Origin of the sequence: Bradyrhizobium lablabi, assembly GCF_018131005.1 — a bacterium.
GTDB classification, from domain to species: Bacteria; Pseudomonadota; Alphaproteobacteria; order Rhizobiales; family Xanthobacteraceae; genus Bradyrhizobium; species Bradyrhizobium lablabi_D.
In genome coordinates, this window is record NZ_JAFCJK010000002.1 from 1,003,147 (window position 1) to 1,028,462 (window position 25,316).

General features: G+C 62.5%; 24 protein-coding genes. 10 read left to right on the forward strand and 14 right to left on the reverse strand.

Annotated elements, in window-relative coordinates; genetic code table 11:
• Window positions 1-82: 82 nt before the first annotated feature.
• Complete coding sequence (locus JQ553_RS09665) at window positions 83-1,120, forward strand: aspartate-semialdehyde dehydrogenase (protein ID WP_212499638.1); 1,038 nt, start codon at window positions 83-85, stop codon at window positions 1,118-1,120.
• A gap of 216 nt (window positions 1,121-1,336) precedes the next feature.
• On the opposite strand, the gene queA is transcribed toward JQ553_RS09665, so the two are convergent.
• The 5 genes from queA to coaD all read right to left on the reverse strand — a co-directional run bounded on the left by queA (window position 1,337) and on the right by coaD (window position 4,718).
• On the reverse strand, window positions 1,337-2,434 hold the full coding sequence (gene queA, locus JQ553_RS09670) for a tRNA preQ1(34) S-adenosylmethionine ribosyltransferase-isomerase QueA (protein WP_212499639.1): 1,098 nt from the start codon (window positions 2,432-2,434) through the stop codon (window positions 1,337-1,339).
• A 294-nt stretch (window positions 2,435-2,728) separates the two neighbouring features.
• The gene (locus tag JQ553_RS09675) at window positions 2,729-3,193 is read right to left on the reverse strand and encodes a peptidylprolyl isomerase (RefSeq protein WP_212499640.1); all 465 of its coding nucleotides are present in this window, start codon (window positions 3,191-3,193) and stop codon (window positions 2,729-2,731) included.
• The gene (locus JQ553_RS09680; protein ID WP_212499641.1) at window positions 3,169-3,603 is read right to left on the reverse strand and encodes a hypothetical protein; all 435 of its coding nucleotides are present in this window, start codon (window positions 3,601-3,603) and stop codon (window positions 3,169-3,171) included. The genes JQ553_RS09675 and JQ553_RS09680 overlap by 25 nt, the downstream gene beginning before the upstream one ends.
• A 9-nt stretch (window positions 3,604-3,612) precedes the next feature.
• Window positions 3,613-4,176, reverse strand: coding sequence for a peptidylprolyl isomerase (locus JQ553_RS09685; protein WP_212499642.1), 564 nt, complete (start codon window positions 4,174-4,176; stop codon window positions 3,613-3,615).
• Window positions 4,177-4,220: 44 nt separating this feature from the next.
• Window positions 4,221-4,718 (reverse strand): pantetheine-phosphate adenylyltransferase, encoded by a 498-nt coding sequence (gene coaD / locus JQ553_RS09690; RefSeq protein WP_212499643.1) that lies wholly within the window; start codon window positions 4,716-4,718, stop codon window positions 4,221-4,223.
• Window positions 4,719-4,984: 266 nt separating this feature from the next.
• Between coaD and JQ553_RS09695 the strand changes: the two genes are divergently transcribed.
• Window positions 4,985-5,242, forward strand: coding sequence for a hypothetical protein (locus JQ553_RS09695; protein ID WP_212499644.1), 258 nt, complete (start codon window positions 4,985-4,987; stop codon window positions 5,240-5,242).
• Between the two features lie 112 nt (window positions 5,243-5,354).
• Window positions 5,355-7,268: a KUP/HAK/KT family potassium transporter gene (locus tag JQ553_RS09700; protein WP_312015109.1), complete on the forward strand. Its 1,914-nt coding sequence runs from the start codon at window positions 5,355-5,357 to the stop codon at window positions 7,266-7,268.
• A gap of 61 nt (window positions 7,269-7,329) precedes the next feature.
• Here the strand turns inward: JQ553_RS09700 and JQ553_RS09705 are convergent, their stop codons facing one another.
• The 4 genes from JQ553_RS09705 to JQ553_RS09720 all read right to left on the reverse strand — a co-directional run bounded on the left by JQ553_RS09705 (window position 7,330) and on the right by JQ553_RS09720 (window position 12,028).
• Window positions 7,330-7,983 (reverse strand): hypothetical protein, encoded by a 654-nt coding sequence (locus tag JQ553_RS09705; protein ID WP_212499645.1) that lies wholly within the window; start codon window positions 7,981-7,983, stop codon window positions 7,330-7,332.
• A 194-nt stretch (window positions 7,984-8,177) separates the two neighbouring features.
• Window positions 8,178-10,904, reverse strand: coding sequence for a DNA gyrase subunit A (gyrA, locus tag JQ553_RS09710; protein WP_212499646.1), 2,727 nt, complete (start codon window positions 10,902-10,904; stop codon window positions 8,178-8,180).
• 202 nt (window positions 10,905-11,106) lie between these two features.
• Window positions 11,107-11,505 carry a DUF2306 domain-containing protein gene (locus JQ553_RS09715; protein ID WP_212499647.1) on the reverse strand — a complete coding sequence of 133 codons (399 nt, stop codon included), beginning with the start codon at window positions 11,503-11,505 and terminating at the stop codon, window positions 11,107-11,109.
• 31 nt (window positions 11,506-11,536) lie between these two features.
• On the reverse strand, window positions 11,537-12,028 hold the full coding sequence (locus JQ553_RS09720) for a single-stranded DNA-binding protein (RefSeq protein ID WP_212499648.1): 492 nt from the start codon (window positions 12,026-12,028) through the stop codon (window positions 11,537-11,539).
• A gap of 440 nt (window positions 12,029-12,468) precedes the next feature.
• Between JQ553_RS09720 and JQ553_RS09725 the strand changes: the two genes are divergently transcribed.
• The 6 genes from JQ553_RS09725 to JQ553_RS09750 all read left to right on the forward strand — a co-directional run bounded on the left by JQ553_RS09725 (window position 12,469) and on the right by JQ553_RS09750 (window position 19,760).
• Complete coding sequence (locus JQ553_RS09725) at window positions 12,469-13,215, forward strand: outer membrane protein (protein ID WP_212499649.1); 747 nt, start codon at window positions 12,469-12,471, stop codon at window positions 13,213-13,215.
• Between the two features lie 261 nt (window positions 13,216-13,476).
• Entirely contained in the window at window positions 13,477-14,247 is a 771-nt protein-coding gene (locus JQ553_RS09730; RefSeq protein WP_212499650.1) for an outer membrane protein, read from the forward strand.
• A gap of 238 nt (window positions 14,248-14,485) precedes the next feature.
• On the forward strand, window positions 14,486-15,148 hold the full coding sequence (locus JQ553_RS09735; RefSeq protein ID WP_212499651.1) for an outer membrane protein: 663 nt from the start codon (window positions 14,486-14,488) through the stop codon (window positions 15,146-15,148).
• A gap of 247 nt (window positions 15,149-15,395) precedes the next feature.
• Entirely contained in the window at window positions 15,396-18,371 is a 2,976-nt protein-coding gene (gene uvrA / locus JQ553_RS09740; RefSeq protein WP_212499652.1) for an excinuclease ABC subunit UvrA, read from the forward strand.
• A 51-nt stretch (window positions 18,372-18,422) separates the two neighbouring features.
• Window positions 18,423-19,064, forward strand: a complete 642-nt coding sequence (locus JQ553_RS09745; RefSeq protein ID WP_212499731.1) for an HAD-IA family hydrolase — start codon at window positions 18,423-18,425, stop codon at window positions 19,062-19,064.
• Window positions 19,065-19,196: 132 nt separating this feature from the next.
• Window positions 19,197-19,760, forward strand: a complete 564-nt coding sequence (locus tag JQ553_RS09750) for a DinB family protein (protein ID WP_212499653.1) — start codon at window positions 19,197-19,199, stop codon at window positions 19,758-19,760.
• A gap of 98 nt (window positions 19,761-19,858) precedes the next feature.
• Here the strand turns inward: JQ553_RS09750 and JQ553_RS09755 are convergent, their stop codons facing one another.
• On the reverse strand, window positions 19,859-20,191 hold the full coding sequence (locus tag JQ553_RS09755) for a PRC-barrel domain-containing protein (protein ID WP_212499654.1): 333 nt from the start codon (window positions 20,189-20,191) through the stop codon (window positions 19,859-19,861).
• A 115-nt stretch (window positions 20,192-20,306) separates the two neighbouring features.
• Between JQ553_RS09755 and JQ553_RS09760 the strand changes: the two genes are divergently transcribed.
• On the forward strand, window positions 20,307-20,942 hold the full coding sequence (locus JQ553_RS09760; RefSeq protein ID WP_249144060.1) for a hemerythrin domain-containing protein: 636 nt from the start codon (window positions 20,307-20,309) through the stop codon (window positions 20,940-20,942).
• Between the two features lie 165 nt (window positions 20,943-21,107).
• Here JQ553_RS09760 and JQ553_RS09765 read toward each other — a convergent pair whose 3' ends face one another.
• The 4 genes from JQ553_RS09765 to JQ553_RS09780 form a co-directional block, all read right to left on the reverse strand.
• A complete protein-coding gene (locus JQ553_RS09765) occupies window positions 21,108-21,890 on the reverse strand; it encodes an AAA family ATPase (RefSeq protein ID WP_312015110.1) in 783 nt (260 codons plus the stop codon).
• 98 nt (window positions 21,891-21,988) lie between these two features.
• Window positions 21,989-22,222 carry a hypothetical protein gene (locus JQ553_RS09770; protein ID WP_212499655.1) on the reverse strand — a complete coding sequence of 78 codons (234 nt, stop codon included), beginning with the start codon at window positions 22,220-22,222 and terminating at the stop codon, window positions 21,989-21,991.
• A gap of 189 nt (window positions 22,223-22,411) precedes the next feature.
• The gene (locus JQ553_RS09775; RefSeq protein WP_283817234.1) at window positions 22,412-23,287 is read right to left on the reverse strand and encodes a calcium-binding protein; all 876 of its coding nucleotides are present in this window, start codon (window positions 23,285-23,287) and stop codon (window positions 22,412-22,414) included.
• A 582-nt stretch (window positions 23,288-23,869) separates the two neighbouring features.
• Window positions 23,870-25,213, reverse strand: a complete 1,344-nt coding sequence (locus JQ553_RS09780; protein ID WP_212499657.1) for a calcium-binding protein — start codon at window positions 25,211-25,213, stop codon at window positions 23,870-23,872.
• Between the last annotated feature and the right edge of the window lie 103 nt (window positions 25,214-25,316).

Consider the following 25,316-nt stretch of genomic DNA (forward strand, 5'->3'; position numbering starts at 1 on the left):
CGGTCGAACCGCATCACCTCAACCCGAAGCCCCGCCTGATGAAGGTCCGGGGCCTTTTTATTGCCTGCAAGCATGATCTGAAATGGAGGACAAAGTGAGTAACGCTCCCGTTGTCGCGATTGTCGGCGTGACCGGTGCCGTGGGCGCCGAATTCATCGCCACCATGGACAAGCGTGGCTTCCGCGTCGGCAAGCTGAAGGCGCTGGCGAGCGCCCGCTCGGCCGGCAAGACCGTCGACTTCCGAGGCAAGCCTGTCGTGATCGAGGAACTCACCGAGCGCTCCTTTGAAGGCGTCGACCTCGCGCTGTTCTCGGCCGGCAGCGGCATCTCGAAGAAGTTTGCGCCTGTCGCGGTCAAGTCCGGCGCCGTCGTGGTCGACAACTCCTCGGCGTTTCGCATGGACCCGAACGTCCCGCTGGTGATCCCGGAGATCAATGCGAACCGCATCCGCGATCACAAGGGCATCATCGCCAATCCGAACTGCGCCGCCATCACCGCGCTGGTGCCGTTGTGGCCGATCCACCAGAAGAACCGCATCAAGCGCGTGATCATCTCGACCTATCAGGCGGCGAGCGGCGCCGGTGCGGCGGCAATGGAGGAACTGGTGGAGTCCACCCGCGCTCACCTCAACGGACAGGTCTATGCGCCGAAGGTGATGCCGCACCCCTATGCCTTCAACCTCTTCAACCACAATACGGCTGTTGATCCTGAGACCGGCTACAACGACGAGGAGACCAAGGTCATCAAGGAGACCCGCAAGATCTTCGAGGATGACAAGATCGCGGTCGGCGTCACTTGCGTGCGCGTACCGGTGCTGCGCGCGCATTGCGAGGCGATCACCTTCGAATGCGAAAAGCCGATCACCGAGGACCAGGTGCGCGCGATCCTCTCGCGGGCGCCAAGTGTGAAGATCGTCGACGATCGTGCCAAGAATTACTTCCCGATGCCGGTCGACGCCTCGGGTCAGGACGACGTGTTGGTCGGCAGAATCCGCAAGGACCTCAGCGATCCCAGCGGTCATTCGATCTCGATCTTCGTTGCGGCGGACCAATTGCTGAAGGGAGCGGCACTCAACGCGGTGCAGATCGCGGAGCTGTTGCCTGCGCGCGCGATGGCGTAAGCAACGCGACGCTGTCTGCCCGTCATGTTGACGAATGACGGTATGATGTGCGCACAGCCCATCCGCGTCATTGCGAGCGAAGCGAAGCAATCCACCCGGCCGTACGTGCGGAACGATGGATTGCTTCGTCACTTCAGCGCAAAACTGCTCTGCAATTTTGTCGCGAGCTTCTCGCAATGACCGAGTTGCACGGACCGGGATTTGCGGTTGCCGACCCTACAAATCCAGATCTCCGCGCGGCTCATGCGCGCGGAACAGCAGGCACGCATCGCCATACGAATAGAAGCGATAGCCGCTCCGGATCGCATGGGCGTAAGCGCTCTTCATCGTGTCGAGCCCGGAGAAGGCCGATACCAGCATGAACAGCGTCGAGCGCGGCAGATGGAAGTTGGTCAGCAAGATGTCCACTGCGCGGAAACGATAGCCGGGCGTGATGAAGATCGAGGTCTCGGCCGAGAACGACTGGATGGTGCCGTCGGCCGTCGCAGCGCTCTCCAGGAGCCTGAGCGATGTTGTGCCGATCGCCACGATCCTTCCGCCCCTGGCGCGGGCAGAATTCAGTGCGGCCGCCGTCTTGGCGGTGATGCAGCCCCATTCGGCATGCATCCGGTGTTCCGTGGTCTCCTCCACCTTCACCGGCAGGAACGTCCCTGCCCCGACATGCAGCGTCAGCCGGTGCAACCCGACGCCGCGGCTGCGCAGCGCGGCTTCGAGCGTCGGCGTGAAATGCAGGCCGGCGGTCGGCGCTGCCACTGCGCCCTCGTTCGCCGCGAACATGGTCTGGTAGTCGGCGGCGTCCCTCTCGTCGGGCGTGCGCTTCGACGCGATGTAGGGTGGCAGCGGCGGCGTGCCGACATCTGAGATCGCCTGCTCGAGCGCCGGTCCGTGGAACGAGAACGACAGCGTGACTTCGCCCTCCTGCCCCTTGGCCTCGACCTGCGCATCGAGATGACCGAGCAGGCAGACCTTGCCCTCATTGCCGAAGCGGATGGTATCGCCCGCCGCAAGCTTCTTCGCAGGCTTCACCAGTGCCTGCCAGCGCGACCCGTCGATCCGCTTGATCAGCGTCGCCTCGATCTTCGGCTCGGTGTCACGGCCGATCCGACGGCCCTTGAGCTGAGCGGCGATCACCTTGGTATCGTTGACGACGATCTGATCGCCCGGTTCGAGCCAATGAGGCAGGTCGGCAACCGTGCCGTCGCGCAGCACGCCGTCGGGATGCACCACCAGCATCCGCGCGGAATCCCGCGGGCTTGCCGGGCGCAGCGCAATCCGCTCAGGCGAAAGTTCGAAATCGAAGAGGTCGGTACGCATGTGCTTCTTGGTTCCAGCCGGCAAAAGTGCGTCTGGCGATTGGGCGGAGCCGATCGCGCAGCCAGATCATGCCGGGATCACGGCTGCGCCCGCTGCACCACGCCGTCGCGTGCGGCAACGGAGCGATCACGACGAAGCGTCTTCCAGCAAAATGAAGCATTGGATCGCTTCGCTCGCGCTCGCAATGGCGTAAGCCGGCGAACCGGTCGCGCTTGATTGAGAATCTAAACGGGATGACGATCCGAAGAAAGTCATCCCGTCCCGGAATGCATTACAGTGAAATGCGTAACGACGTCAGGTCGCGTCCGCTGCCATGCGCGCCTTGACGATCTTGTCCGGGTCCTTCACCGGCTCGCCGCGCTTGATCTTGTCGACATTCTCCATGCCTTCGGTCACCTTGCCCCAAACCGTATACTGGCCGTTGAGGAAGGAAGCATCATCGAAGCAGATGAAGAACTGGCTGTCCCCCGAATCCGGGTTGGCGGCACGGGCCATCGAGGCGGTGCCGCGGACATGCGGCTCCTTGTTGAACTCGGCTTTCAGCTTCTTGCCAGAGCCGCCCATCCCGGTTCCCTGCGGGCAGCCGGTCTGTGCCATGAAGCCGTCGATCACGCGATGGAACACGATGCCGTCGTAAAACCCCTCGCGCACCAGTTCCTTGATCCGCGCGACGTGGTTCGGCGCGAGATCGGGCCGCATCTCGATGGTGACCGGGCCTTTGGTGGTTTCAAGGATCAAAGTATTTTCAGTGGCAGCCATGCTCGCTTCTCCTGCGTTTTCGGCTCACGTTTTCGGGTTTTGAACGGAATCGCGAATGGGCGGCCGGCAACAGCGCCACCCAACCCTTCGGTAAATGGCAACGGCGTGCAGCGTTGCAAAGTTTCCATCACGGCGATGCGATATTGCAGCCGGTCGTTCTCGGTCGCCTGTTCCGACTCGTAGCTGATCCTGGGATGGCCGAGGATCGTGCCCTGCCGATTGAAACTGACGATCACGGTGATGTCGATCGGGTTGGCGACCGACAGCGGCGGTGGCTTCCAGCAGCGATGGAGCTGGATGTAGAGGTCTTGCAGCGTATCGAGCTGACCTGTCTCTGCCCGCGCGGGCCACGCCAGCGCGAGCAGCACGACGGCGGTCGCAAACCAGACACTTGACATGCCGCGCTGCATTGTCCGGTCTCACTTGATGTCGGATGCGACCTGCACCTTCACCATCTTGTCCGGGTCGGTGACGGTGCCGCTCGCAGAGCCCGCGGACGCCTTCTTCAGCTTGTCGACCACGTCCATGCCGGACACCACCTCGCCAATCACGGTGTACTGGCCGTTCAGGCTCGATCCGTCCGCGAACATGATGAAGAACTGCGAATTGGCGCTGTCGACGCTGTCACCGCGTCGCGCCATGCCGACGATGCCGCGCTTGAACGGCACGTTGGAGAATTCCTGCTTGAGGTTCGGATATTTCGAGCCGCCGGTACCGTTGAAGTTCTGGCCGTCGCCGGTCTGCGCCATGAAGCCGTCCATGACGCGATGGAACGGCACGTTGTTGTAGAAGCCCTCGCGCGCGAGCTGCTTGATGCGCTCGGCATGCTGAGGCGCGATGTCGGTGCGCAGCTTGATGACGATACGGCCCTTGGTGGTGTCGATCACGATTGCATTCGCCTTGTCGAGATCGGCGGGTAGCGTTTGCGCGATTGCGGGAACGACGCAGAAGAGCGCGGCAACGAGTGCGAAAATTCGGATCATGGAGACTCCGGAGCAGGACGTTTGGGAAGCGGGGACGGCCGGCGTCAGCCGGCGAATTTTGCCTTCAGGCTAGCGGCGACCGATGGCGGCACGAATGCGGAAAAATCGCCGCCCATCTGCGCGATTTGGCGGACCAGTGTGGCGGTGATCGGGCGGACTGCAACCGAGGCCGGAACGAACACGGTATGGACCTCGGGCGCCATCGCCTCATTCATGCCGGCGAGCTGCATTTCGTAATCGAGGTCGGTACCGTCGCGTAAACCGCGAATCATAAGCCCTGCGCCCGCCGCCCGCGCCGCGGTCACGGTCAGGTTGTCATAGGTTGTGCAATCGAAGGCGCAGCCGGCCTTCTGGGCTATCGGCCCGAATACCTCGCGGACCATTTCAAGCCGCTCGTCGGTCGAGAACAGCGGTTTCTTGCCGGAATGGACGCCGATGGCCACGATCAGGCGGTCGCACAGGAAAACAGCCTGGCTCACCACGTCCAGGTGACCGTTGGTGACGGGGTCGAAGGAGCCGGGATAAAGCGCGACACGGGGCATAAGCCCCCCTCTATCCTGCCTCGCCCTCTCCGGCAAGCCAGCCCGGTACCGTTAGGCCCCGAGCGCCCAGTTCTCACGGTCGATGAACCAGTCCTGGGATGCCAGCATCCACCGGTCGAATGTTTCGTCGCCCGGGCCCCACGAAACCAAACCAGAGAGGAACGAAACCATTTTCCGGCATGGCGAAGACGTCGGGAAACTTGCGCCCGGTACCTCTGCCGCAACGAAAACGACGGGCCGGCAGGGCCCGATGACAGGGGACCGTTATGATCAAGGCACTTTCCGCTATTGCCATTGCTGCGTTTGTTGCCGGCGCGTTGACCGTTCTTCCCGGCTTCGCCCCGCAGGTTGAAGCCAGCACGCCGCAGCCGCTGGCCAAGGGCGACCGCCTCGACATCCGTACCGCCGGCAAGGACTGCTCCCAGCAGGCCTGGCCCAATTTCGAGGCATCGTGCCTGCGGACCGTAGGTTCTAATTCGACCGTCCGTGAAGTCCGCCTCGTCACCGCCAACCGCACGCCATAGCGGCGAGCACTTTCACGCAAATCCCATGGTAATTTGCGACGTCCCGTCGCAGAGTATGGTCTGACGCGCCCCCCGGATGCCCGGCGGGTGTAAGGCAGCCGGGGGATCGCACGTGACCAGTACGCCCGCCATCGCCTCCTCCGGTCATCATCCAAGCCCGCTTCCGTTTGCCGCGACGCTCGGTGCCCTCGGCGTCGTGTACGGCGACATCGGCACCAGCCCGCTCTACGCGTTGAAGGAAGCGGCCAGGGCCGCAGCCCATGGCGGAGCGATCACCCACGACGCCGTCCTCGGCGTGGTCTCGCTGATCCTGTGGGCGCTGATCCTGATCATCTCCCTCAAATATGCCATGCTGATCCTGCGTGCGGACAATCGCGGCGAAGGCGGTATCGTCGCCCTGCTCGCCTTGCTCTCGGCGCGCAACGCGCAGCCTGGCACCTGGCGGGCGCAGCTCCTCATCGTAGGGCTGATCGGCGCCGCCCTGCTCTACGGCGACGGCGCGATCACACCGGCGATCTCTGTGCTGTCGGCCATCGAAGGTTTAAAGGTCGATGCGCCGTCACTGGCGCCCGCGGTGGTGCCGATCACCATCGTTATCCTGGTCGGCCTGTTCGTGATGCAGAAGCAGGGCACCGGCTTCATCGGCCGCATCTTCGGCCCGGTGATGCTCGGCTGGTTCATCGTGCTCGCAGCGCTTGGTCTCCACGGCATCGTCAAGGCGCCGGCCGTGCTCGCCGCGCTCAGCCCGTTCTATGCCTTCGATTTCCTGATTCACCAGAACTTCCATATCAGCTTCGCCATTCTCGGCGCCGCCTTCCTCGCCGTCACCGGCGGTGAAGCCATGTATGCGGACATGGGGCATTTCGGCCGTTTCCCGATCCGCCTCGCCTGGTTCGCAGTCTGCCTGCCCGCGCTGGTGCTGAACTACTTCGGCCAGGCTGCCCTTCTGATCACGGACCCGAGCGCGATCGACAATCCGTTTTTCCAGCTTTCTCCTGACTGGGCGCATTACCCGCTCGTCCTGCTGTCGACGGTCGCTACTGTCATCGCCTCGCAGGCGATCATATCGGGCGTGTACTCGCTGACCCAGCAATCGATCCAGCTCGGCTTCCTGCCCCGCATGCATATCGAGCACACCGAAAGCGACGCGATCGGCCAGATCTACGTGCCGCTGGTGAACTGGCTGCTCGCCGCGGCGACGCTGGGTGCGGTGCTCACCTTCGGCAGCTCGGATGCGCTGGCCGGCGCCTATGGTATCGCCGTCTCGCTGCTGATGGCGATCACAACGCTGCTCGCCGCATTGGTTGCGATCCAGTGGGGCTATTTGCCGATCCTCGTGATCGCTGTGAACGGCTTCTTCTTCATCATCGACGCGATCTTCTTCGCGGCGAATTCGACCAAGCTGTTCGAAGGCGGCTGGTTTCCGCTGCTGCTCGCCGCCGTCGTCGCATTCCTGATGCTGACGTGGCGCAGCGGCGTGAAGCTGGTCGAGAAGGCGCGGGCGAAGCTGCGCCAGCCGGAAGAGGATCTGATCGAGACAGCCGTCACCAGGTGCCACAGCCGGCTGCCGGGTACGGCCATATTCCTCGCGTCAGCCCCCAAGGGGGTGCCGCTCGCGCTGACGCAGTTCGTCAAGCACAACCACGTCCTGCATCAACGCGTGCTGCTGGTCACGGTGCAGATCGAGGAATCGCCGCGCATCTCGGACGAAGACCGTGCCGAGGTCCAGGAGATCACTCCAGGCATCATCCGTGTCATCCTGCGTTACGGCTTCATGCAATATCCGACCATCTACGAGGGACTGAAGCTCGCGTGCCGCCAGGGCAAGTTGCCCGGCGTCCGTCTGACCGACGTCACCTACTTTATCGGCCGTGAGACCATCATTCCGCGCGAGGACATCCCGGGCATGTGGGTATGGCGGGAAGGACTGTTCGCGTTCCTGCAGCGCAACGCCGAGCGCACCGCCGCGTTTTTCGGCGTGCCTACTGGACAGGTCGTCGAATTCGGGACGGAGATCGAGATTTAAGCGGCACCCGAGCCATGGTGATGCAACTGAGTCAAACTATGGTTCCGGCCCCACCCTGATGCTACTCCGCATCTTTCGGTTTCTCGTGGGATGCGGGAGGCCGGCGCTTCGGTTTTGGAGACTTGGCGCGGGATCTTAGATTCGGAGTCCTTGGCGGAGCATGTTTGTACCGCCATGGCCGCCCTAGCACAAAAGAGTCGGTGAGGCTGAACGGGTTCGCTTGATCAGGGTTTATTATCCTATCCAGCTTCAGACAGATGGTCCCACAATCCAGCTGCATTGCTCTGAGTTCTTCAATCTCGAAGACCTCGAGTTCAGAGGAATGCAAATGTTTGGATATCAAGACATTGGAGACAACCAGTTTGCCGTCAAAAAATGAAGCGCCCCTGTGAACGAGGCTATGGCGTCTCTTGCTGATTGCCACCAACTGAGTGAGGCAGTCATCTATTACGGTTTGGTTCGACAATGGCGCGTTGTCGATCCGCATAAGCCGTCGAATGATCTCTGTGAGGTCAGGCAATCTCATGCCGCCGAATACGATCCTGGCCTTGTCGTCTGGCATTCCCGAAAGCTGGCGAACCAAGAGGTGTACCGCTGCCTCCGCATTTGCAAACGAGGTTACGAACCGACCAACGGCCTCGTAGTGAGGCGTATCCGGCCTAATCTCGGGAACTTGTCCTGGCTGTTCACCACCCAAATTATCAAGCAGCCCCATGGTTAAACCGCCTCCAATAAATTGAAGTTTATCCGCGCTGCCAAGGGCGGTGGTTAAGTTTAAGAGCACTCTGGAGTTCCCGTGCTGGATGGCCCGGGTCGGCAAACGCAACACCCTTAGCGGCCTTGCGCAAGAGCTTGAGCGCTCGTCAATCTAGACGGCGAACGAGGAGTGACGAATTGAAGCCGCCCCGACTACTCCCCATTCCCGTTCGCGCCGTTCTCCTCTTCCGGAATGTGCTCGACCGAGACGACGTGCTCATCCTCGGCGGTGTCGAACACGATCACGCCCTGTGTCGAACGGCCGGCGATCCGGATGTCCGCGACCGGGCAGCGGATCAATTGACCCTTGTCGGTGACCAGCATGATCTGGTCGGCCTCCTCGACCGGGAAGGACGCGACCAACTTTCCGTTGCGGTTGTTGACGCTCATCGCGACGATGCCTTTGCCGCCCCGGCCGGTGGTGCGGTACTCATAGGACGAGGTCCGCTTGCCGTAACCGTTGACGGAGACCGTCAGCACCACCTGCTCCTTGGCAGACATCTCGGCGTAACGCTCCTGCGATAGCTGGATCGCGCCCGATGTCTCCTCACCCTCGGCGTCCGCCGGCTCCTCGGTCGCGGCCTCGCCCGCAACCGCGCGGCGCATCTTCAAATAGGCCGAGCGTTCGTCCGACGTGGTCTCGACGTGGCGCAGGATATCGAGGGAGATCAGCTTGTCGCCCTCGGCCAACGCAATGCCGCGCACGCCCATCGACGTGCGACCGGTGAAGACCCGCACGTCGGTGACGGCGAAGCGGATGCATTGGCCGCCGGCGGCTGTCAGCAGCACGTCGTCATGCTCGGTGCAGATCTGCACGTCGACGATCGCTTCGCCGTCATCAAGCTTCATCGCAATAATGCCGGAACGGCGGACATCGACGAAGTCGGACAGTTTGTTGCGGCGGACGTTGCCGCCCGTGGTTGCAAACATTACGTCGAGATTGCCCCAGGAGGATTCATCCTCCGGGAGCGGCATGATGGTGGTGATGCGCTCGCCCTGTTCCAGCGGCAGGATATTGATCAGCGCCTTGCCGCGCGCGTTGGGAGCTGCCATCGGCAGCCGCCAGACCTTTTCCTTGTAGACCTGGCCACGCGAGGAGAAGAACAGCACAGGCGTGTGTGTGGACGCCACGAACAGGCGGCTGACAAAGTCCTCGTCGCGGGTCTGCATTCCGGCGCGGCCCTTGCCGCCACGGCGTTGCGCCCGATAGGCCGAGAGCGGCACGCGCTTGACATAGCCGGCATGCGACACCGTCACCACCATGTCCTCGCGCTGGATCAGGTCCTCGTCCTCGACCTCGCCCTCCTGCTCGACGATGACGGTCCGCCGCGGGGTGGCGAACTTCTGCTTCACCTCGGTCAGTTCGCTCTTGACGATCGCCTGAACGCGGGCGCGCGAACGCAGGATGTCGAGATAATCGGCGATTTCCGCCGCGAGCTTGTCGAGCTCTTCGGATATCTCGTCCCGCCCCAGTGCGGTCAACCGCTGCAGCCGCAGGTCGAGAATGGCCTTGGCCTGCTCCATCGACAGTCGGATCGTGCCATCGTCGTTGATGCGGTGCCTGGGATCGTCGATCAGCGTGATCATCGCCTCGACATCCCGCGCCGACCAGTCGCGCGACATCAGCGTGTCGCGCGCCGCGTTCGGATCGGGCGAGGTTCGGATCACCCGGATCATTTCATCGATATTGGCGACCGCGATCGCCAGGCCGACCAGGATATGGGCGCGGTCACGCGCCTTGGAGAGCCGGAACTTGGTCCGCCGGGTCACCACCTGCTCGCGGAACGCGACGAAGATGGTGAGCAGATCCTTCAGGGACATCGTCTGCGGACGACCGGAATCCAGTGCCAGCATGTTGGCAGGGAAATTCGCCTGCAGCGGTGTGAATCGATAGAGCTGGTTGAGCACCACATCAGGAACCGCTTCACGCTTTAGTTCAATGACGACGCGATAACCGTCGCGGTCAGACTCATCACGCAAATCCGCAATGCCCTCGATCTTTTTTTCCTTGTACAGGTCGGCGATGCGCTCGACCATCGTCGCCTTGTTCACCTGATAGGGAATCTCGGTGATGACGATCGCCTCGCGCTCCTTGCGCATGGTCTCGAATTCGACCTTGCCGCGCATGACGATCGAGCCGCGCCCGAGATGGTAAGCGCTGCGGATGCCCTGGCGACCGAGGATGATGCCGCCGGTCGGAAAATCCGGTCCGGGAACGATGTTGATCAGCTCGTCGATCGTGAGCGCCGGATTGTCGATCAACGCGACGCAGGCGTCGATGACCTCGCCGAGATTGTGCGGCGGGATGTTGGTCGCCATGCCGACCGCGATGCCGCCGGCGCCGTTGACCAGCAGGTTCGGGAACTTGGCCGGCAGAACCGACGGTTCCTGCTCGGAATTGTCATAATTGGACTGGAAGTCGACCGTGTCTTCGTCGATGTCGCCGATGACTTCCTGCGCAGATCGGGTCAGGCGCGCTTCAGTATATCGATAGGCCGCCGGTGGATCGCCGTCGATTGAGCCAAAATTGCCCTGCCCGTCGATCAGCGGCACGCGCATGGAAAAATCCTGCGCCATCCGGACCATCGCGTCGTAAATCGACTGGTCACCGTGCGGATGATATTTACCGATCACGTCACCGACGACGCGCGCGGATTTGACGTACTTCTTGTCCGGCGTGTGTCCTTGCTCGTGCATCGAGTAGAGAATGCGCCGATGCACCGGCTTCAAGCCGTCGCGCGCATCCGGCAGCGCACGCGCCACGATCACGCTCATGGCGTAATCGAGGTAGGACTTCTTCATCTCGTCGAGGATGGAAACGGGACGAATATCGGAAGGCACCGGCGGCTCGCCAGGCTTGTCGTCTTCGGGTTCGGACAAAGGGGAAATCCAGTCAGTTCTTGTCGGGAATCATATAGCCCATCGAGGGCCTGATAACCACCCTTGGGCGACCTGCAAAGCCGCTTTTTCCCTTCGCTTTTTCATGCACTTATCGGCCGATAAGGCATTCCCGATGCGCCGCGGTTCGAGGAGCGAAAAATGGGTGGCGGGAAGCGCATGGAACCACCAGTTTGCTGTTCGCTTACTGCCCGAACACCACCGCATGCATGATCCGCCCGGGCACGAAGGTGAACAGCCCGGCGACGACCAATGCTCCGCAGAACATCGAGACCATCGTGATCTTGTGGCGGCGGACATTGCGCGTTCGCGCCGCCATCACGCCCGCCGCCAGCATGATCAGGGTGAAGATCGACAGCAGGTGAATCGGGCTCCAGGGGCCGATAAGGCGGATCTGATGGATCCAGAATGAGCCCAGCGCCACCACCAGCATCAGGATCACCCAGATCCATCCGAGCGTCCGGTGCGGCAGCGTACCCTTGGGCGCAGCAAGCTGAACGGAGCCGAGCAAAAAGGCCGCCATTGCCGCAAACGCATGAAGCGGAATTGCAGGAGCGGCGTCGAGCAACGGCGCGAGGCTCATGATGACAGCCCTCCGACAGTCGAAGCGCCGTTCAGAACGGGATGTCGTCGTCCATATCGCTGTTGCGGGAGTCCGCGGCCACGGCGCGGCGTGGCGCCGAACTGACCGGGCCGGCCGATCCGAAATCGCCGCCATTGTCATCGGAGAAGCTGCCACCCCCGCCACCGCCGCCCCGTCCGTCGAGCATGGTCAGGTTTGAGTTGAAGCCCTGCAGCACCACCTCGGTCGAGTATTTCTCGACCCCGCTCTGGTCGGTCCATTTGCGGGTTTGCAACTGGCCCTCGATGTACACCTTTGCGCCCTTCTTCAGGTATTGCTCGGCAACCTTGCAGAGGCCCTCGTTGAAGATCACGACGCGGTGCCACTCGGTCTTTTCCTTGCGCTCGCCAGTTCCCTTGTCGCGCCAGGTTTCCGAGGTTGCGATGGAAAGATTTGCGATCGGACGGCCATCCTGAGTCCGCCGGATTTCCGGATCCTTGCCGAGGTTTCCGACCAGGATCACCTTGTTCACGCTTCCCGCCATCGCTTCATCTCCACTCAAACCGGGCTGGCCGGACATCGGCCACCGCTCTCAACCTTCGCCACTTACTGCAGGCGTCGCGAACGACCCTATACGCCCACGCCGGCTCCCCGGCTGCGCCATCCACGGTCCTCTCACGGTTATCCACATATAGCATCGCGCGGGTCAGCGTTCCAGTTTTGTTCGCAACCGGCCGTAGCACGACCGGGAGCCTGGCTCAGTCGGCGTGTTCCCGCCAGGCACCCCGCCTAGCCATTCGCCCGCTTTGAAAAGACTAAAGAAATCATCGCGTTATTGGATCCGCACTTCTCCAGCGAGTGTGGTATTTGGGAGACGGCCTTTCCGGCTGAATCGGAGTATAGGCTACGCACTGGCGCGGGCGCTCGCGTCTGACAACCGCTTCGGGACCAACGAGAAGCGGACAAGGCCTGGAGACAGTCACGATGAAGAGGTTTTTGCTGGGTACCGTCGCGCTGGTTGCGCTAGCTGCGCCGGCCTCGGCTGCTGATCTTGCTGCGTATCCCTACACCAAGGCGCCTCCGGTAATCGCGGCGATTTATGACTGGAGCGGTATCTACGTCGGCGCCAACGGCGGCTGGGGTTCGAGCCACAATTGCTGGGACCAGGTCCCGGCCGGCGTGTTCGTCGGGTCGGACGGCTGCCACGACGCAACCGGCGGCGTGGCCGGTGGCCAGCTCGGTTATCGCTGGCAATCTGGCCTCTGGGTGTTCGGCCTCGAAGGACAGGGTAACTGGGCTGACCTGAAGGGCAGCAATGGCGCTCAGCTCTTCGCACCGGGCACCTTCACCAACCAGAGCAAGATCGAGGCGTTCGGCCTGCTCACGGGTCAGATCGGCTACGCCGCGAACAACGTGCTGCTCTACGTCAAGGGCGGTGCCGCGGTGACCGGCAATCGGTACCGCACGTTCTTCACGCCGACTGGCGCCCTCGTCGCCAGCGTTGACGATACCCGCTGGGGCGGCACCGTCGGCGCTGGCCTCGAATATGGCTTCGGTCCGAACTGGTCGGCGGCGATCGAATACGACCACCTCTTCATGGGCGACCGCACATATAACTTGACGACCGCGGGTGGTTTTCTCTTCAGCAACCAGCGTATCAACCAGGACGTCGACCTCGTCACTGTCCGCGTGAACTACAAGTGGGGCGGGCCGCCCATCGCGAAATACTGATCGCGACCGTTTCGCGCTCGAGTGGAAAAAGACCGGCCCGCGCGCCGGTCTTTTTGTTGGATTTTCTATCAGAGCACAACCCACGGTCGTGGGACTCGCAAAGACGTTAAGCGGGGGTAAAAATGGAACCCGTTCAAGTTCTTGGCCGATGTGGCCACCGGGTGACAGCCCGCTCCCAGCGTGCGTGCTAGGGTTCTTGCGAAATAAAGAATCAAAAAGCAATTGCGCGGAATTTTTCAGAATCACGAAGGGGTGGACCCGATGAAGAAGTTACTGATGGTGACGGCCAGTGTATTGGCCTTTAGCGTTTCCTCCGCATACGCAGCTGATATGGGCGCACGTCCTTACACGAAGGCGCCACCGCCGCCGCCAGCGCCCGTTCTGATCTGGAACGGCTTCTACCTCGGTGTCCAAGGTGGTGGTGGCTGGGGCAACAGCGATGAAACCTTCTTCCTGACGCCGAATTCGCCGGCGTTCCTTGGCAGTCAGTCATTCGACACCAGCGGCGGCTTCGCCGGCGGCGTGATCGGCTACAATTGGCAGATCGGGCAGACTGTCCTTGGCATCGAGGGTGACTATCACTGGGCCGACATCAGTGGCCGTTCGGCGATCATCAATATCGGCCCGCCGAACCTGCTTGACACCTACTTCACCCAGCTACGAAGCTTCGGCGACATCAAGGGCCGTCTTGGTTATGCGGCTGGTCCGGCGCTGTGGTTCATCAGTGGCGGCGCCGCGGTTGGCGAACTCCGGCACCGCTACGACGCTGCGTTGAACGGCGGCTTGGCCAACACTTTCGCCCAGACTGATACCCGCTGGGGTTGGACGGCTGGCGCCGGCGTGGAATACATGTTCACGCCAAACTGGTCGGGCAAGATCGAGTATAACTACATCGACCTCGGAAAGAGCACGATTCAGTACACCCCGCTCATCGCCAACCGTTCAGAGTTTAACGACACCTTCCATACGGTGAAGGTGGGTCTCAACTATCACTTCAACTGGACTAACCCGTACCCGGTCGCGAGGTACTGATCGCAGGTCCACAATTTGACGAAAAGGCCGGCCCAGTGCCGGCCTTTTTTGTTGCCCGGAGGACATGTGTTCGAGCGAGCCAGCATCTGCTGACCCACATATTTGCGGCTGTTGTTGCCTTTCGGTGACGCAACTCTGGCGCATACCAGTGTAAAGCGCATGTCAGTTGGGCGAGGTGCCCGGCATCCGTTCACGGGGCTGAGCGGACAGCAAGAAAATCGAATTGGGGCTTTTTGAAATGAAGAATGTTTTGCTGGCCTCCGCCGGCGTGTTTGCACTTGCAGCTTTTGCGCCAGCCATGGCGGCCGATATGGCGGCTGCTCCCTACAACAAGGCGCCGGTAGCTCCGGTCGCGATCTATAACTGGACCGGCTTCTACATCGGCGGTTTCGGTGGCTATGCCAGCGAAGCCGCCTCCGGTACGCCGAAGGTGGAAGGCGGCTTCGGCGGCGGCACTGTCGGCTACAACTGGCAGGCGAACAACATCGTGTTCGGCATCGAGGCCGACGCTGCCGGGGCCGACGTCAGCGCCTCGGCGACGGTGCTGGGCGTCACGGCATCGACCCGCGTTGACGCTCTGGGGACGGTTCGCGGCCGCCTCGGCATCGCTGTCAATCAGGTGCTGCTCTACGGCACAGGCGGCTTCGCCTGGATCGACAACAAGATCAGTGGCAGCGCGCTCGGCGTGACGGTTTCGGAAAGCCACACGCACACCGGCTGGACCGCCGGTGCGGGCATCGAGGCGTTCTTTGCTCCGCAATGGTCGATCAAGGGCGAGTACCTCTATCGCAGCCTGGGCAGCGAGGACTATTTCGGCGTTCCCTCCGGAACGCTCAACCTGCACAGCGGCCAGATCGGCGTGAACTATCACTTCGGTGGTCCTGCCGTGGCGAGATACTGATCCTCACGTCCAATTGCGTCACTGGAAAGGGCCGGCCTCATGCCGGCCCTTTTGCGTTGGCGGAACTGCCCTGCTGACGCCTGCTGCCATCGGCGAAACAATCCGTTGATGGAATCAACACGGCACTGGAAATCGGCGTGCGTTCTTCCTACGTTCCAGTCCTCACACAGCCATCGGCGCAATGTCCCCTTGTCCGGCGATGCGCGCCCAGATACAGCGCAAGCACCACGCGCCTGGAATTGCCTCTATGGATGAAGTGCTCAAGGCGAAGCGCCAACAGACCGCCGGCTCGTCATCGCGTGCCATCACGATCCGGGGTGCGCGCGAACACAATCTCAAGAACATCGACGTCGAGATTCCCCGCGACAGGCTCGTCGTTTTCACCGGCCTGTCCGGCTCCGGCAAGTCCTCACTTGCCTTCGACACCATCTACGCCGAGGGCCAGCGTCGCTACGTCGAGTCGCTCTCGGCCTATGCGCGCCAGTTCCTCGAGATGATGCAGAAGCCCGATGTCGACCAGATCGACGGCCTGTCGCCGGCGATCTCCATCGAACAGAAGACGACTTCGAAGAACCCGCGCTCAACGGTCGGCACTGTCACCGAGATCTATGACTATATGCGCCTGCTCTGGGCCCGCGTCGGCGTGCCCTATTCGCCGGCAACGGGCCTGCCGATCGAAAGCCAGATCGTCTCGCAGATGGTCGACCGCGTCCTGGCGCTACCCGAGGGTACCCGCCTCTATCTGCTGGCCCCGGTCGTGCGCGGCCGCAAGGGGGAGTACAAGAAGGAGCTCGCCGAGTACCTCAAGAAGGGCTTTCAGCGCGTCAAGATCGACGGCGCCTTCTACGAACTCGCCGAGGCGCCCACGCTCGACAAGAAATTCCCGCACGACATCGACGTCGTGGTCGACCGTATCGTGGTGCGGCCGGACCTCGCTCAGCGTCTCGCCGAGAGCTTTGAGACCGCACTGAAGCTCGCCGACGGCCTTGCCGTGATCGAATATGCGGACGCGCCGGCGGCGGCTGCGCTCGAGGACAAGAAGAAAACGGCAAAAATCCACGACAAGAGCGGCCCCGAGCGCATCCTGTTCTCGGAGAAGTTTGCCTGCCCGGTGTCCGGCTTCACCATCCCGGAGATCGAGCCGCGGCTGTTCTCGTTCAATAACCCCTATGGCGCATGCCCGGCCTGCGGCGGCCTCGGCGTCGAGCAGCATATCGACGAGGATCTCGTCATCCCCGACAAGGAGCTGACCTTGCGCAAGGGCGCGATCGCGCCGTGGGCCAAGTCGTCCTCGCCCTATTACATCCAGACGCTGACCGCGCTCGGCAAGCACTACAAATTCACGCTCGACACCAAGTGGAAGGACCTGCCGAAGAAGACGCAGGCAGCGCTCTTGCACGGCTCCGGCGACGATGAGATCAAGTTCTCCTATGAAGACGGGGTGCGCTCCTACGACACCAGGAAGCCGTTCGAGGGCATCATCACCAACATCAACCGCCGCTACCGCGAGACCGAGAGCGAATGGGCGCGCGAGGAGCTGGCGAAGTATTTTTCCGATGTCCCCTGCGAGGGCTGCAACGGCTACCGGCTGAAGCCGGAGGCGCTCTGCGTCAAGATCGGCGGCAAGCATATCGGCGAGATATCGGACCTCTCGGTCAAGAGCGCCGGCGAATGGTTCGAGACCGTGCCATCAGCGCTGAACGCGCAGCAGAACGAGATCGCCGCGCGCATCCTGAAGGAGATCCGCGAGCGGCTGAGCTTCCTGCTCGACGTCGGCCTGAACTATCTCACGCTGTCGCGCTCCTCCGGCACCCTGTCCGGGGGCGAAAGCCAGCGCATCCGCCTCGCCTCCCAGATCGGTTCAGGGTTGACCGGCGTACTCTACGTGCTGGACGAGCCCTCGATCGGCCTGCACCAGCGCGACAATGCCCGGCTGCTCGACACGCTGAAGCGGCTGCGTGATCTCGGCAATACGGTGGTAGTGGTGGAGCATGACGAGGACGCGATCCGGCTTGCCGACCACGTGCTCGACATCGGCCCGGGCGCCGGCATGCATGGCGGCCACATCGTGGCACAAGGGACGCCCGCCGATATCATGCGCAATCCGAAGTCGCTGACCGGTAAATATCTCACCGGCGAACTGTCGGTCGCCGTGCCCGAGCGGCGGCCGCCGAACCATCGGCGCACCATCAAGGTCGTCAACGCCCGCGGCAACAACCTGAAGAACGTCTCGGCGGAGATCCCGCTCGGCCTGTTCACCTGCGTCACCGGCGTCTCCGGCGGCGGCAAGTCGACGCTCCTGATCGACACGCTCTATCGCGCGATCGCCCGCAAGCTGAACAATGCCAGCGAGGGCGCCGCGCCCCATGACCGTATCGAGGGACTCGAGCATATCGACAAGATCATCGACATCGACCAGTCGCCGATCGGCCGCACCCCGCGCTCCAACCCCGCGACCTATACCGGCGCATTCACGCCGATCCGCGAGTGGTTCGCCGGCCTGCCCGAAGCCAAGGCGCGCGGCTACGAGCCGGGACGCTTCTCCTTCAACGTCAAGGGCGGCCGCTGCGAGGCCTGCCAGGGCGACGGCGTCATCAAGATCGAGATGCATTTCCTGCCCGACGTCTACGTCACCTGCGACACCTGCAAGGGCAAGCGCTACAACCGCGAGACGTTGGAGGTGCTGTTCAAGGGCAAGAGCATCGCCGACGTGCTCGACATGACGGTCGAGGAAGCCGCCGAATTCTTCAAGGCGGTGCCGCGCGTGCGCGAGACTTTCAAAACGCTACACCGCGTTGGCCTCGACTACATCCACGTCGGCCAGCAGGCCACGACGTTGTCCGGCGGCGAAGCCCAGCGCGTCAAGCTGGCAAAGGAGCTGTCCAAACGCGCCACCGGCCGCACGCTCTACATCCTGGACGAGCCGACCACCGGCCTGCACTTCCACGACGTCGCAAAACTACTCGAAGTGCTGCACGAGCTGGTCGCCCAGGGCAACACGGTTGTGGTCATCGAGCACAATCTTGAGGTCATCAAGACCGCCGACTGGGTCATCGATCTCGGTCCCGAAGGCGGCGACGGCGGCGGCGAAATCGTCGCCTGGGGCCCGCCGGAAGACATCGTCAAGGCGCCGCGGAGTTACACAGGCAAGTTTTTGGCGCCGGTGCTGAAGAAGGCCAACAGCAAGCCGAGGAAGAGCAGCGCGAGCGAGGCGGCGGAGTAGCCGCGTACAGGGATAAGAGCAACAAGACAGAATATGAGCCCGCCTCGGGCATTGCCCTACTCCCTCGCGATCTTCGATCTCGACGGCACGCTGGTCGACAGCTTTCCGTGGTTCCTGCACACCATCAACGATGTTGCCGATCGCTTTGGCTTTCGCCGCGTCGCCGATGAGGATGTCGAGCAACTGCGCCACGCCCCGACGCGCGAAATCCTTGGCCATCTCCAGGTGCCGCCGTGGAAGCTTCCGATCATCGCCAGATATATGCGGCGGCTGAAGGCCGAGCACGCAGCAGATATTCCGCTGTTCAGCGGCGTGGAGACCATGGTGCGGACGCTGACCGCGAATGGCGTACGATTGGCGCTGGTGTCGTCCGACAGCGAAGCCAACGCGCGGCAGAAGCTCGGCGACCTCGCTTCGCTGTTCTCCCATTTCGACTGCGCGGCTTCGCTGTTCGGCAAGCCTGCAAAATTCCGCCGCGTCGTCAGGCGCGCGGGCGTGGACTTAGGCCAGGTGATCGCGATCGGCGACGAGGTCCGCGACATCGAGGCGGCCCGCGCGGTCGGGATCGCCTGCGGCGCCGTCTGCTGGGGCTACGCCGCGCCGGCGGCGCTGCGGGCGCATGGACCTGATCTCACATTCGAGCGGATCGGCGATATTGTGGATGAGTTGTGTCGGGTATCCTCGAAGGCCTGAAGGAACCAAGCCGTCACGGCGCGCGTAGGATTGGCAAAGCGTAGTCCGCCGCTGTTCCTCCGGCGAGACCGGCGGGTACACTTCGCTGACCCGCCGCCCTACGAACCACGCAGGATCCAGGGAGGAGCCGACATGTCCGCTGGCCTTGTGCAGACCTACCGTGCATTCGCCTACAACAATGCCTGGGCAAACCATCGGCTGCTTACTGCATGCGCGACACTGAGCCAGGCCGATTTCGAAGCCGAGCGGACCGGCTTCTTCCCGAGCTTGCAGCACACGCTGAACCACATCTACGTCATCGACCTCTTCTACGTCGATGCGCTTGAGGGCGGATGGCTTGGACCGGCGGCCTGGAAGAACGACGTGCCGTGTCCTTCCGTGTCAGAACTGAAGGTCGCGCAGGCCGCCATGGACAGGCGCTTGATCGCCGTGTGTGATGCGCTGACGCCTGACCTCCTCGACGGTTTTGTCCGGATCAACCGCGACACCCACGTCCAGACCGAACAGCGCGACCGCCTTCTGATGCATCTCTTTCAGCACCAGGTCCATCATCGCGGACAGGCCCACGCCATGCTGTCCGGCACCGCCGTCGAGCCGCCTCAACTCGACGAGTTCTTTGCAGCGGGAGAAGCGCCACTTCGAGCCGCGGAGTTCGCAGAGCTCGGTTGGACCGAGGATACCGTGTGGAAATCGTAGAAATGGTAGCGCGGACAAGCGAAGCGATACGTGGGAGTCCCGCATGTCGTTTCGCTCATGCGGGCTACACCATTTCCTGTCGGCTCCCCGCCCTCGCCCTATACCGCCCAGTAGTTCGGGTGCGTATAGGACCGCGAGCGGTCGCCCCAGTCGAAATTGTCGCCGTCAAGCTCGCACGGGCCAGTGCGCAACTCCTCCAGCGTCACCTCAGCTTCGTAGGCCTGGCGCACGGGGTCAAATCTGAGCGCATCCCATCGGAGAGGATAATGGTGGTGGCTGCTCAGCATCCCGCCGGTCTTGATCACGGCGTAGGCGACCGTTCCGCTTACCTTGTCGAGCATGAGCCGTTCGATTGATCCGAGTTTCGTGCCGTCGCGCCCGAAGACACAGACGTGCTCGACGCGATCACTGGGCACCAAGGTATGATGCATGGCATCCTCCCTGTTTTCCCTTGTTCGGACGACATTATAGCACCAACGCGCGCGGCATGTGCTTGCGTCGGCTCTGCCGCGGTGCGGCAAAACCTGCCGGATCTCCTCCGCAAATTTGATCCAGCGCAACTCAGATCGCGGCGCCCGGGCTCATTCTCTCCACTGGTTCGCCCAATGGATCGCCCCAATGATTATCGAGCTTCTGACCCGGGAACACCGCAACATCGAACGATTGCTCGCCGTCCTCGAGCACGAACTGGATATCTTCGATCGGGCCGCGCGCCCGGACTACGAAGTCATCCGCGCCATCATTGCCTATTTCGAAGTCTATACGGAGATGTACCACCATCCTCAGGAGGACCAGGTCTTCGCCCGGCTGAAACTTCGCGATCCTGCCGCCGCGGCGAGGATCGGCGACCTCGCCCGTGAGCACCAGAAAGGCGCCGACCGCCTGCGCCGCGTTGCACAGGCGGTCGACTGCGTGCTCGCCGACCGGGAGATCCTTCGCCAGGACGTCGACTCCATCGTTCGCGATTTCCTCGCGCATGAGCGGCATCACATCATGATGGAGGACCGTGAGTTCTTTCCGGCAGCGGCGACGGCATTGCGGCCTGGCGACTGGACAGAGATCGCGCTGGCGCAGTCACGCCACAAGGACCCGCTGTTCAGCGACGCCATGGAGGCGCGGTTCGAGGCGCTACGCAAGCATATCCTTCAATTGGAGCAGGAGGCCGAGGCCGAACGGCAGTAGCAGCGCAGGCGTCCCGGCCGCCCGAGCAACGCTCCGTTGGCCTCTCACTCCGCAATCGTTGCCTCCACAAACCCTCGCGGGTCCGCGCAGGGCGATGGATCGAGCCGGACTCGCCTGAGATACGGCGCAGGAAGATCAATATTGCGACGTCGCCTCCGAGCCATGCTAGCCGGCCGCCTCTCCGATCGCCCCTTCGACGAACCCCACCGGATCGTCGATGAACTCGCGCATGACCCTGTAGTGGTCGGTATCCTTCAGCCTCACCGGCTCGAGCCCGTATTTGGTCAGCCGCAGCAGCGTCGCATTGGGATAAGCCATCAGCATCGGCGCATGAGTCGCCATGATGACCTGGCAATGCCCGCTCTCGTCCATCCGGTGCAGCAGCTTCAAAAATTCGATCTGGCGTGCAGGAGACAGCGCGGATTCCGGCTCGTCGAAGATGAAGATGCCCTGCTTCCGGCAGCGCTCGTTGAAGAAGCGCAGAAAGCCCTCGCCATGGGAATGAGAGAGGAAGTCAGGCGGTGGCTGCCCGCTGATGGGATCGTCCAGCGCCGCTTCGTCGAGGTAGCGCGCCACCGAGAAGAAGCTCTCGGCCCGGAAGAACCAGCCGTTGGTAATTCTCGGCAGCCAGCTCGCGCGCAACGCCTTCGAGAGCTCTCCGCCCATTACTTCGAGGGCATTGGAGTGATCGACTGGCCGATAGCCTCGTCCGCCACCCGCCTCGTCATAGCCGGCCAGCACGGCGATCCCCTCCAGCAACGTGGATTTGCCGGTGCCGTTCTCACCGACAATGATGGTGATGGCGCGATCGAACGTCAGCTCGAAGTCGTCCGTGAGCAAGGGCAGGCAGAATGGATAGGCCGCACGGTCCGCTATAAGCGACGGGTTGAGCCAGATGCGCCGGAGATATGGCGCCTGCATGTTAACGGGGCGATATTTTCTGGCCACTCCTGCCACCCTCCTAAACTGTATTCGGCGGCTCCAACAATCCCAGATATGCTGCCAGACGTCAAGAACATAACAAGAACACGGGGGGCCGGCGAAGCCTATTCGTCACGCTGAGGAAGCCGGAACGCTAGCACGACGGCCACCAGCGAGGCCGCGCATCCTTCGAGACGCGCTACGCGCTCCTCAGGATAACGGAGTTGTCGGCAGAGCGACAGGGAGCGTGCGCGCCCCCGATAGTCGACCAGGGCGACGTCCAGATCCGCCTGCGGCCAGCCGTTGAGATCGGTTGCGATGCTGCCCGTCCTGACCGCAAGCTCGGTCGCGAACGGCACTACGCTGCGTCCGCCGGTGTGGTACCGCGACGGACTTTCGTCTACGGGCGAAGTTGGCCTCGTTGCAGGAGCGGGCCACTCATGAGTGGTCCGCTCCTGATCGACCGGGCACGGCCTCAGGCCACCGCGATGTAGCGATGGCAGTTAAGCCATCGCCACCAAGGCTACGAAGCCGTCGTCCGCCTTTCTTTATCCGATGAGTTGAAAGTCGCTGGCGTGGATCGCCGCTGCATGCACACCGGCGAACTCAATAGTTTCTCCGTCGCCGAGGTCAAGCACCGCACCATCAGCGGTGTCGGTGAGATGGGCGAGGACCGCGCCGGGGGTCGTGTCGAATCCGCGGAGGGTGACGCCATCGTGCCCCGGATCGAAATCGGTGATCTTGTCGTGGCCAGCGCCTTCGCTTGCCGCGAAATCGAAGTTGTCGTTCCCAGTTCCACCGGTCAGCTTGTCGCTGCCCGCGCCGCCCTCGAGGGTGTCGTTGCCGTCGCCACCCTGCAAATGATCGTCACCGGCTTGGCCGGCCAACCCGTCGTCGCCCGCGCCACCATAAAGGGTGTCTGCGGCGCGGTCGCCGCCCAGACCCCGGTCGTCGTCATCCAATCCGCCGCCAAAGAGAAAATCGTCACCGTCCCCGCCATGAAGAGCGTCAGCGCCATTGCCGCCGAACAGTTCGTCATCGCCGGCATCGCCGAACAGCCGATCATCGCCGTCATCACCCTCGAGCCCGTCGTCGCCGGCGCCGCCGTGGATGACGTCATTGCCGTCTCCGCCGGACAGTCCATCATCGCCATCTTCGCCGAAGAGGGTGTCGTTGCCGGCCTCGCCGAAGATCTGGTCGACGCCGGCGCCGCCCCAAATATGGTCGTCGCCGGCGCCACCCCACGCGTGGTCATCGCCGTTCTCGCCGTACAGGTTGTCGTTGCCGTCTTCGCCGTACAGACTGTCATTGCCATCGCTCGCGATTAGCTGGTCGTCGCCGCCTTTACCGACCAGGGAGTCGTCTCCCGCGGTTCCCAGCAGCATGTCCGGGCCGTTTGTACCCACTTGTGGAGGTATCGTCATCGTCGTCCTCAGTGTGTCTGTGTTTCACTCTGTTCGTGTTTCAACACTCACTGTGTCTCAACACAGTAGAGGCTCGCAGAGCGGCGCTACTGGATGATGTCGAAGCGGTTACCGACGTCACGATGGAAGTCTTTGTCGCTACGGCAGCAATCAATCGGCGCGGGCCAACTACACGTCAGCGTGACATGAGCTTCCGCCGAGGAAAGTCGAGGCCTGCTGCTCCGATGGCCGGCCCTCGCTCGCACAAAGTAAATGGACAAAAAAGTAAAAGGCGTGAGGCCCGCTTTGGATAACGCAGTCCCCTTTTCACGACGTCCAATGGCCGATGAGCCCGCGCAGGCGCGCACTCGACCGGCACGTGACCGTCTCGCACAGCCATAGCCCAGACCGTTTTCGTTAAATGAATTTCCCCGCCGTCCGAAGCCGGCGGGGAATTACGTTGACCTTGCCTCACACCAGGAGCGAGCCACTCACGAGTGGTCCGCTCCTGATCAACCGGCGCGGCCTAAGGCCACCGTGGTGAGACGATGGCAGTTAAGCCATCGCCACCGAGGCCACGAAGCCGTCGTCAGCGTTTCGTCATTAGACGATGTGGAAGTCGCTGGCGTGAAGGTCGGCTGCATGCAAGCCCACGAAGTCAATGGTCGAGCCATTGTCGAGAGTGAGCCTCGCAACCGGAATTGGCCCAATGCCTTGATCGACGATATGGTCAAGGAAGTTGAAGTCCGCTGCGACGCCCGAGACATCAATTTTGTCGTGCCCCGACCGGAAATCGAGGATCACGTCGTTCTCAGTACCCTCCGCGGTCGAGAACATGAAGGTGTTATTCCCGGCTCCACCGCTCATAACATCGCTGCCCGCGCCTCCATTGAGTTGATCATTGCCGGCGCCGCCCGCCAACTCGTCGATACCGGCACCGCCGATTAGCTGGTCATCGCCCTTTCCGCCGAACAAGCGGTCACGGCCGTCACCACCGTCGAGGGTGTCGGTGCCGTCGCCGCCATGCAGCCTATCGTTACCCGCTTCGCCGAACAGCTGGTCATTCCCGTCGGTTAGAGCCTGAGGGCCATCGCCATTCAGATAGTCGTCACCATCGCCGCCGTGGAGGAAGTCGCTGCCTTCGTTACCCAGCAACTGATCGTTACCGGCGCCGCCGAACAACTGGTCAACGCCAACACCGCCGAAGATCGTGTCGTCGCCGTCGCCGCCGTCCAAATGGTCGTCACCAGCTTCGCCATTCAGCCAATCGTTGCCGGCGTCGCCAAAGAGGAAATCGTTGTCGCCGGAGACGGACGGTCCATCAATACCACCAAGAATGGTGTCGTCACCCGCGTCGCCATGAATAGTGTCGATGCCTGCACCGCCGGTCAGATAGTCCTTGCCGTCACCACCGTGCAGATCATCATCGCCATCTTCGCCGAAGATCTGGTCGTTACCGGCCTCGCCGAAGATCTGGTCGACGCCGGCGCCGCCCCAGATATGGTCGTCGCCGGCGCCACCCCAGGCGTGGTCATCGCCGTTCTCGCCGTACAGGTTGTCGGTGCCGTCGTCGCCGTACAAATAGTCATTGCCATCGCTTGCGATCAGCCCGTCGTCGCCGGCGCCGCCGTGGATGACGTCATTGCCGTCTCCGCCGGACAGTTGATCATTGCCATCTTCACCGAAGAGGGTGTCGTTGCCAGCCTCGCCGAAGATCTGGTCGACGCCGGCGCCGCCCCAGATATGGTCGTCGCCGGCGCCGCCCCAGGCTTTGTCATCGCCGTTCTCGCCGTACAGGTTGTCGTTGCCGTCTTCGCCGTACAGACTGTCATTGCCATCGCTCGCGATCAGCTGGTCGTTGCCGCCTTGACCGATCAGGGAGTCGTCTCCCGCGGTTCCCAGCAGCATGTCCGGGCCGTTTGTACCCACTTGTGGAGGTATCGTCATCGTCGTCCTCAGTGTGTCTGTGTTTCACTCTGTTCGTGTTTCAACACTCACTGTGTCTCAACACAGTAGAGGCTCGCAGAGCGGCGCTACTGGATGATGTCGA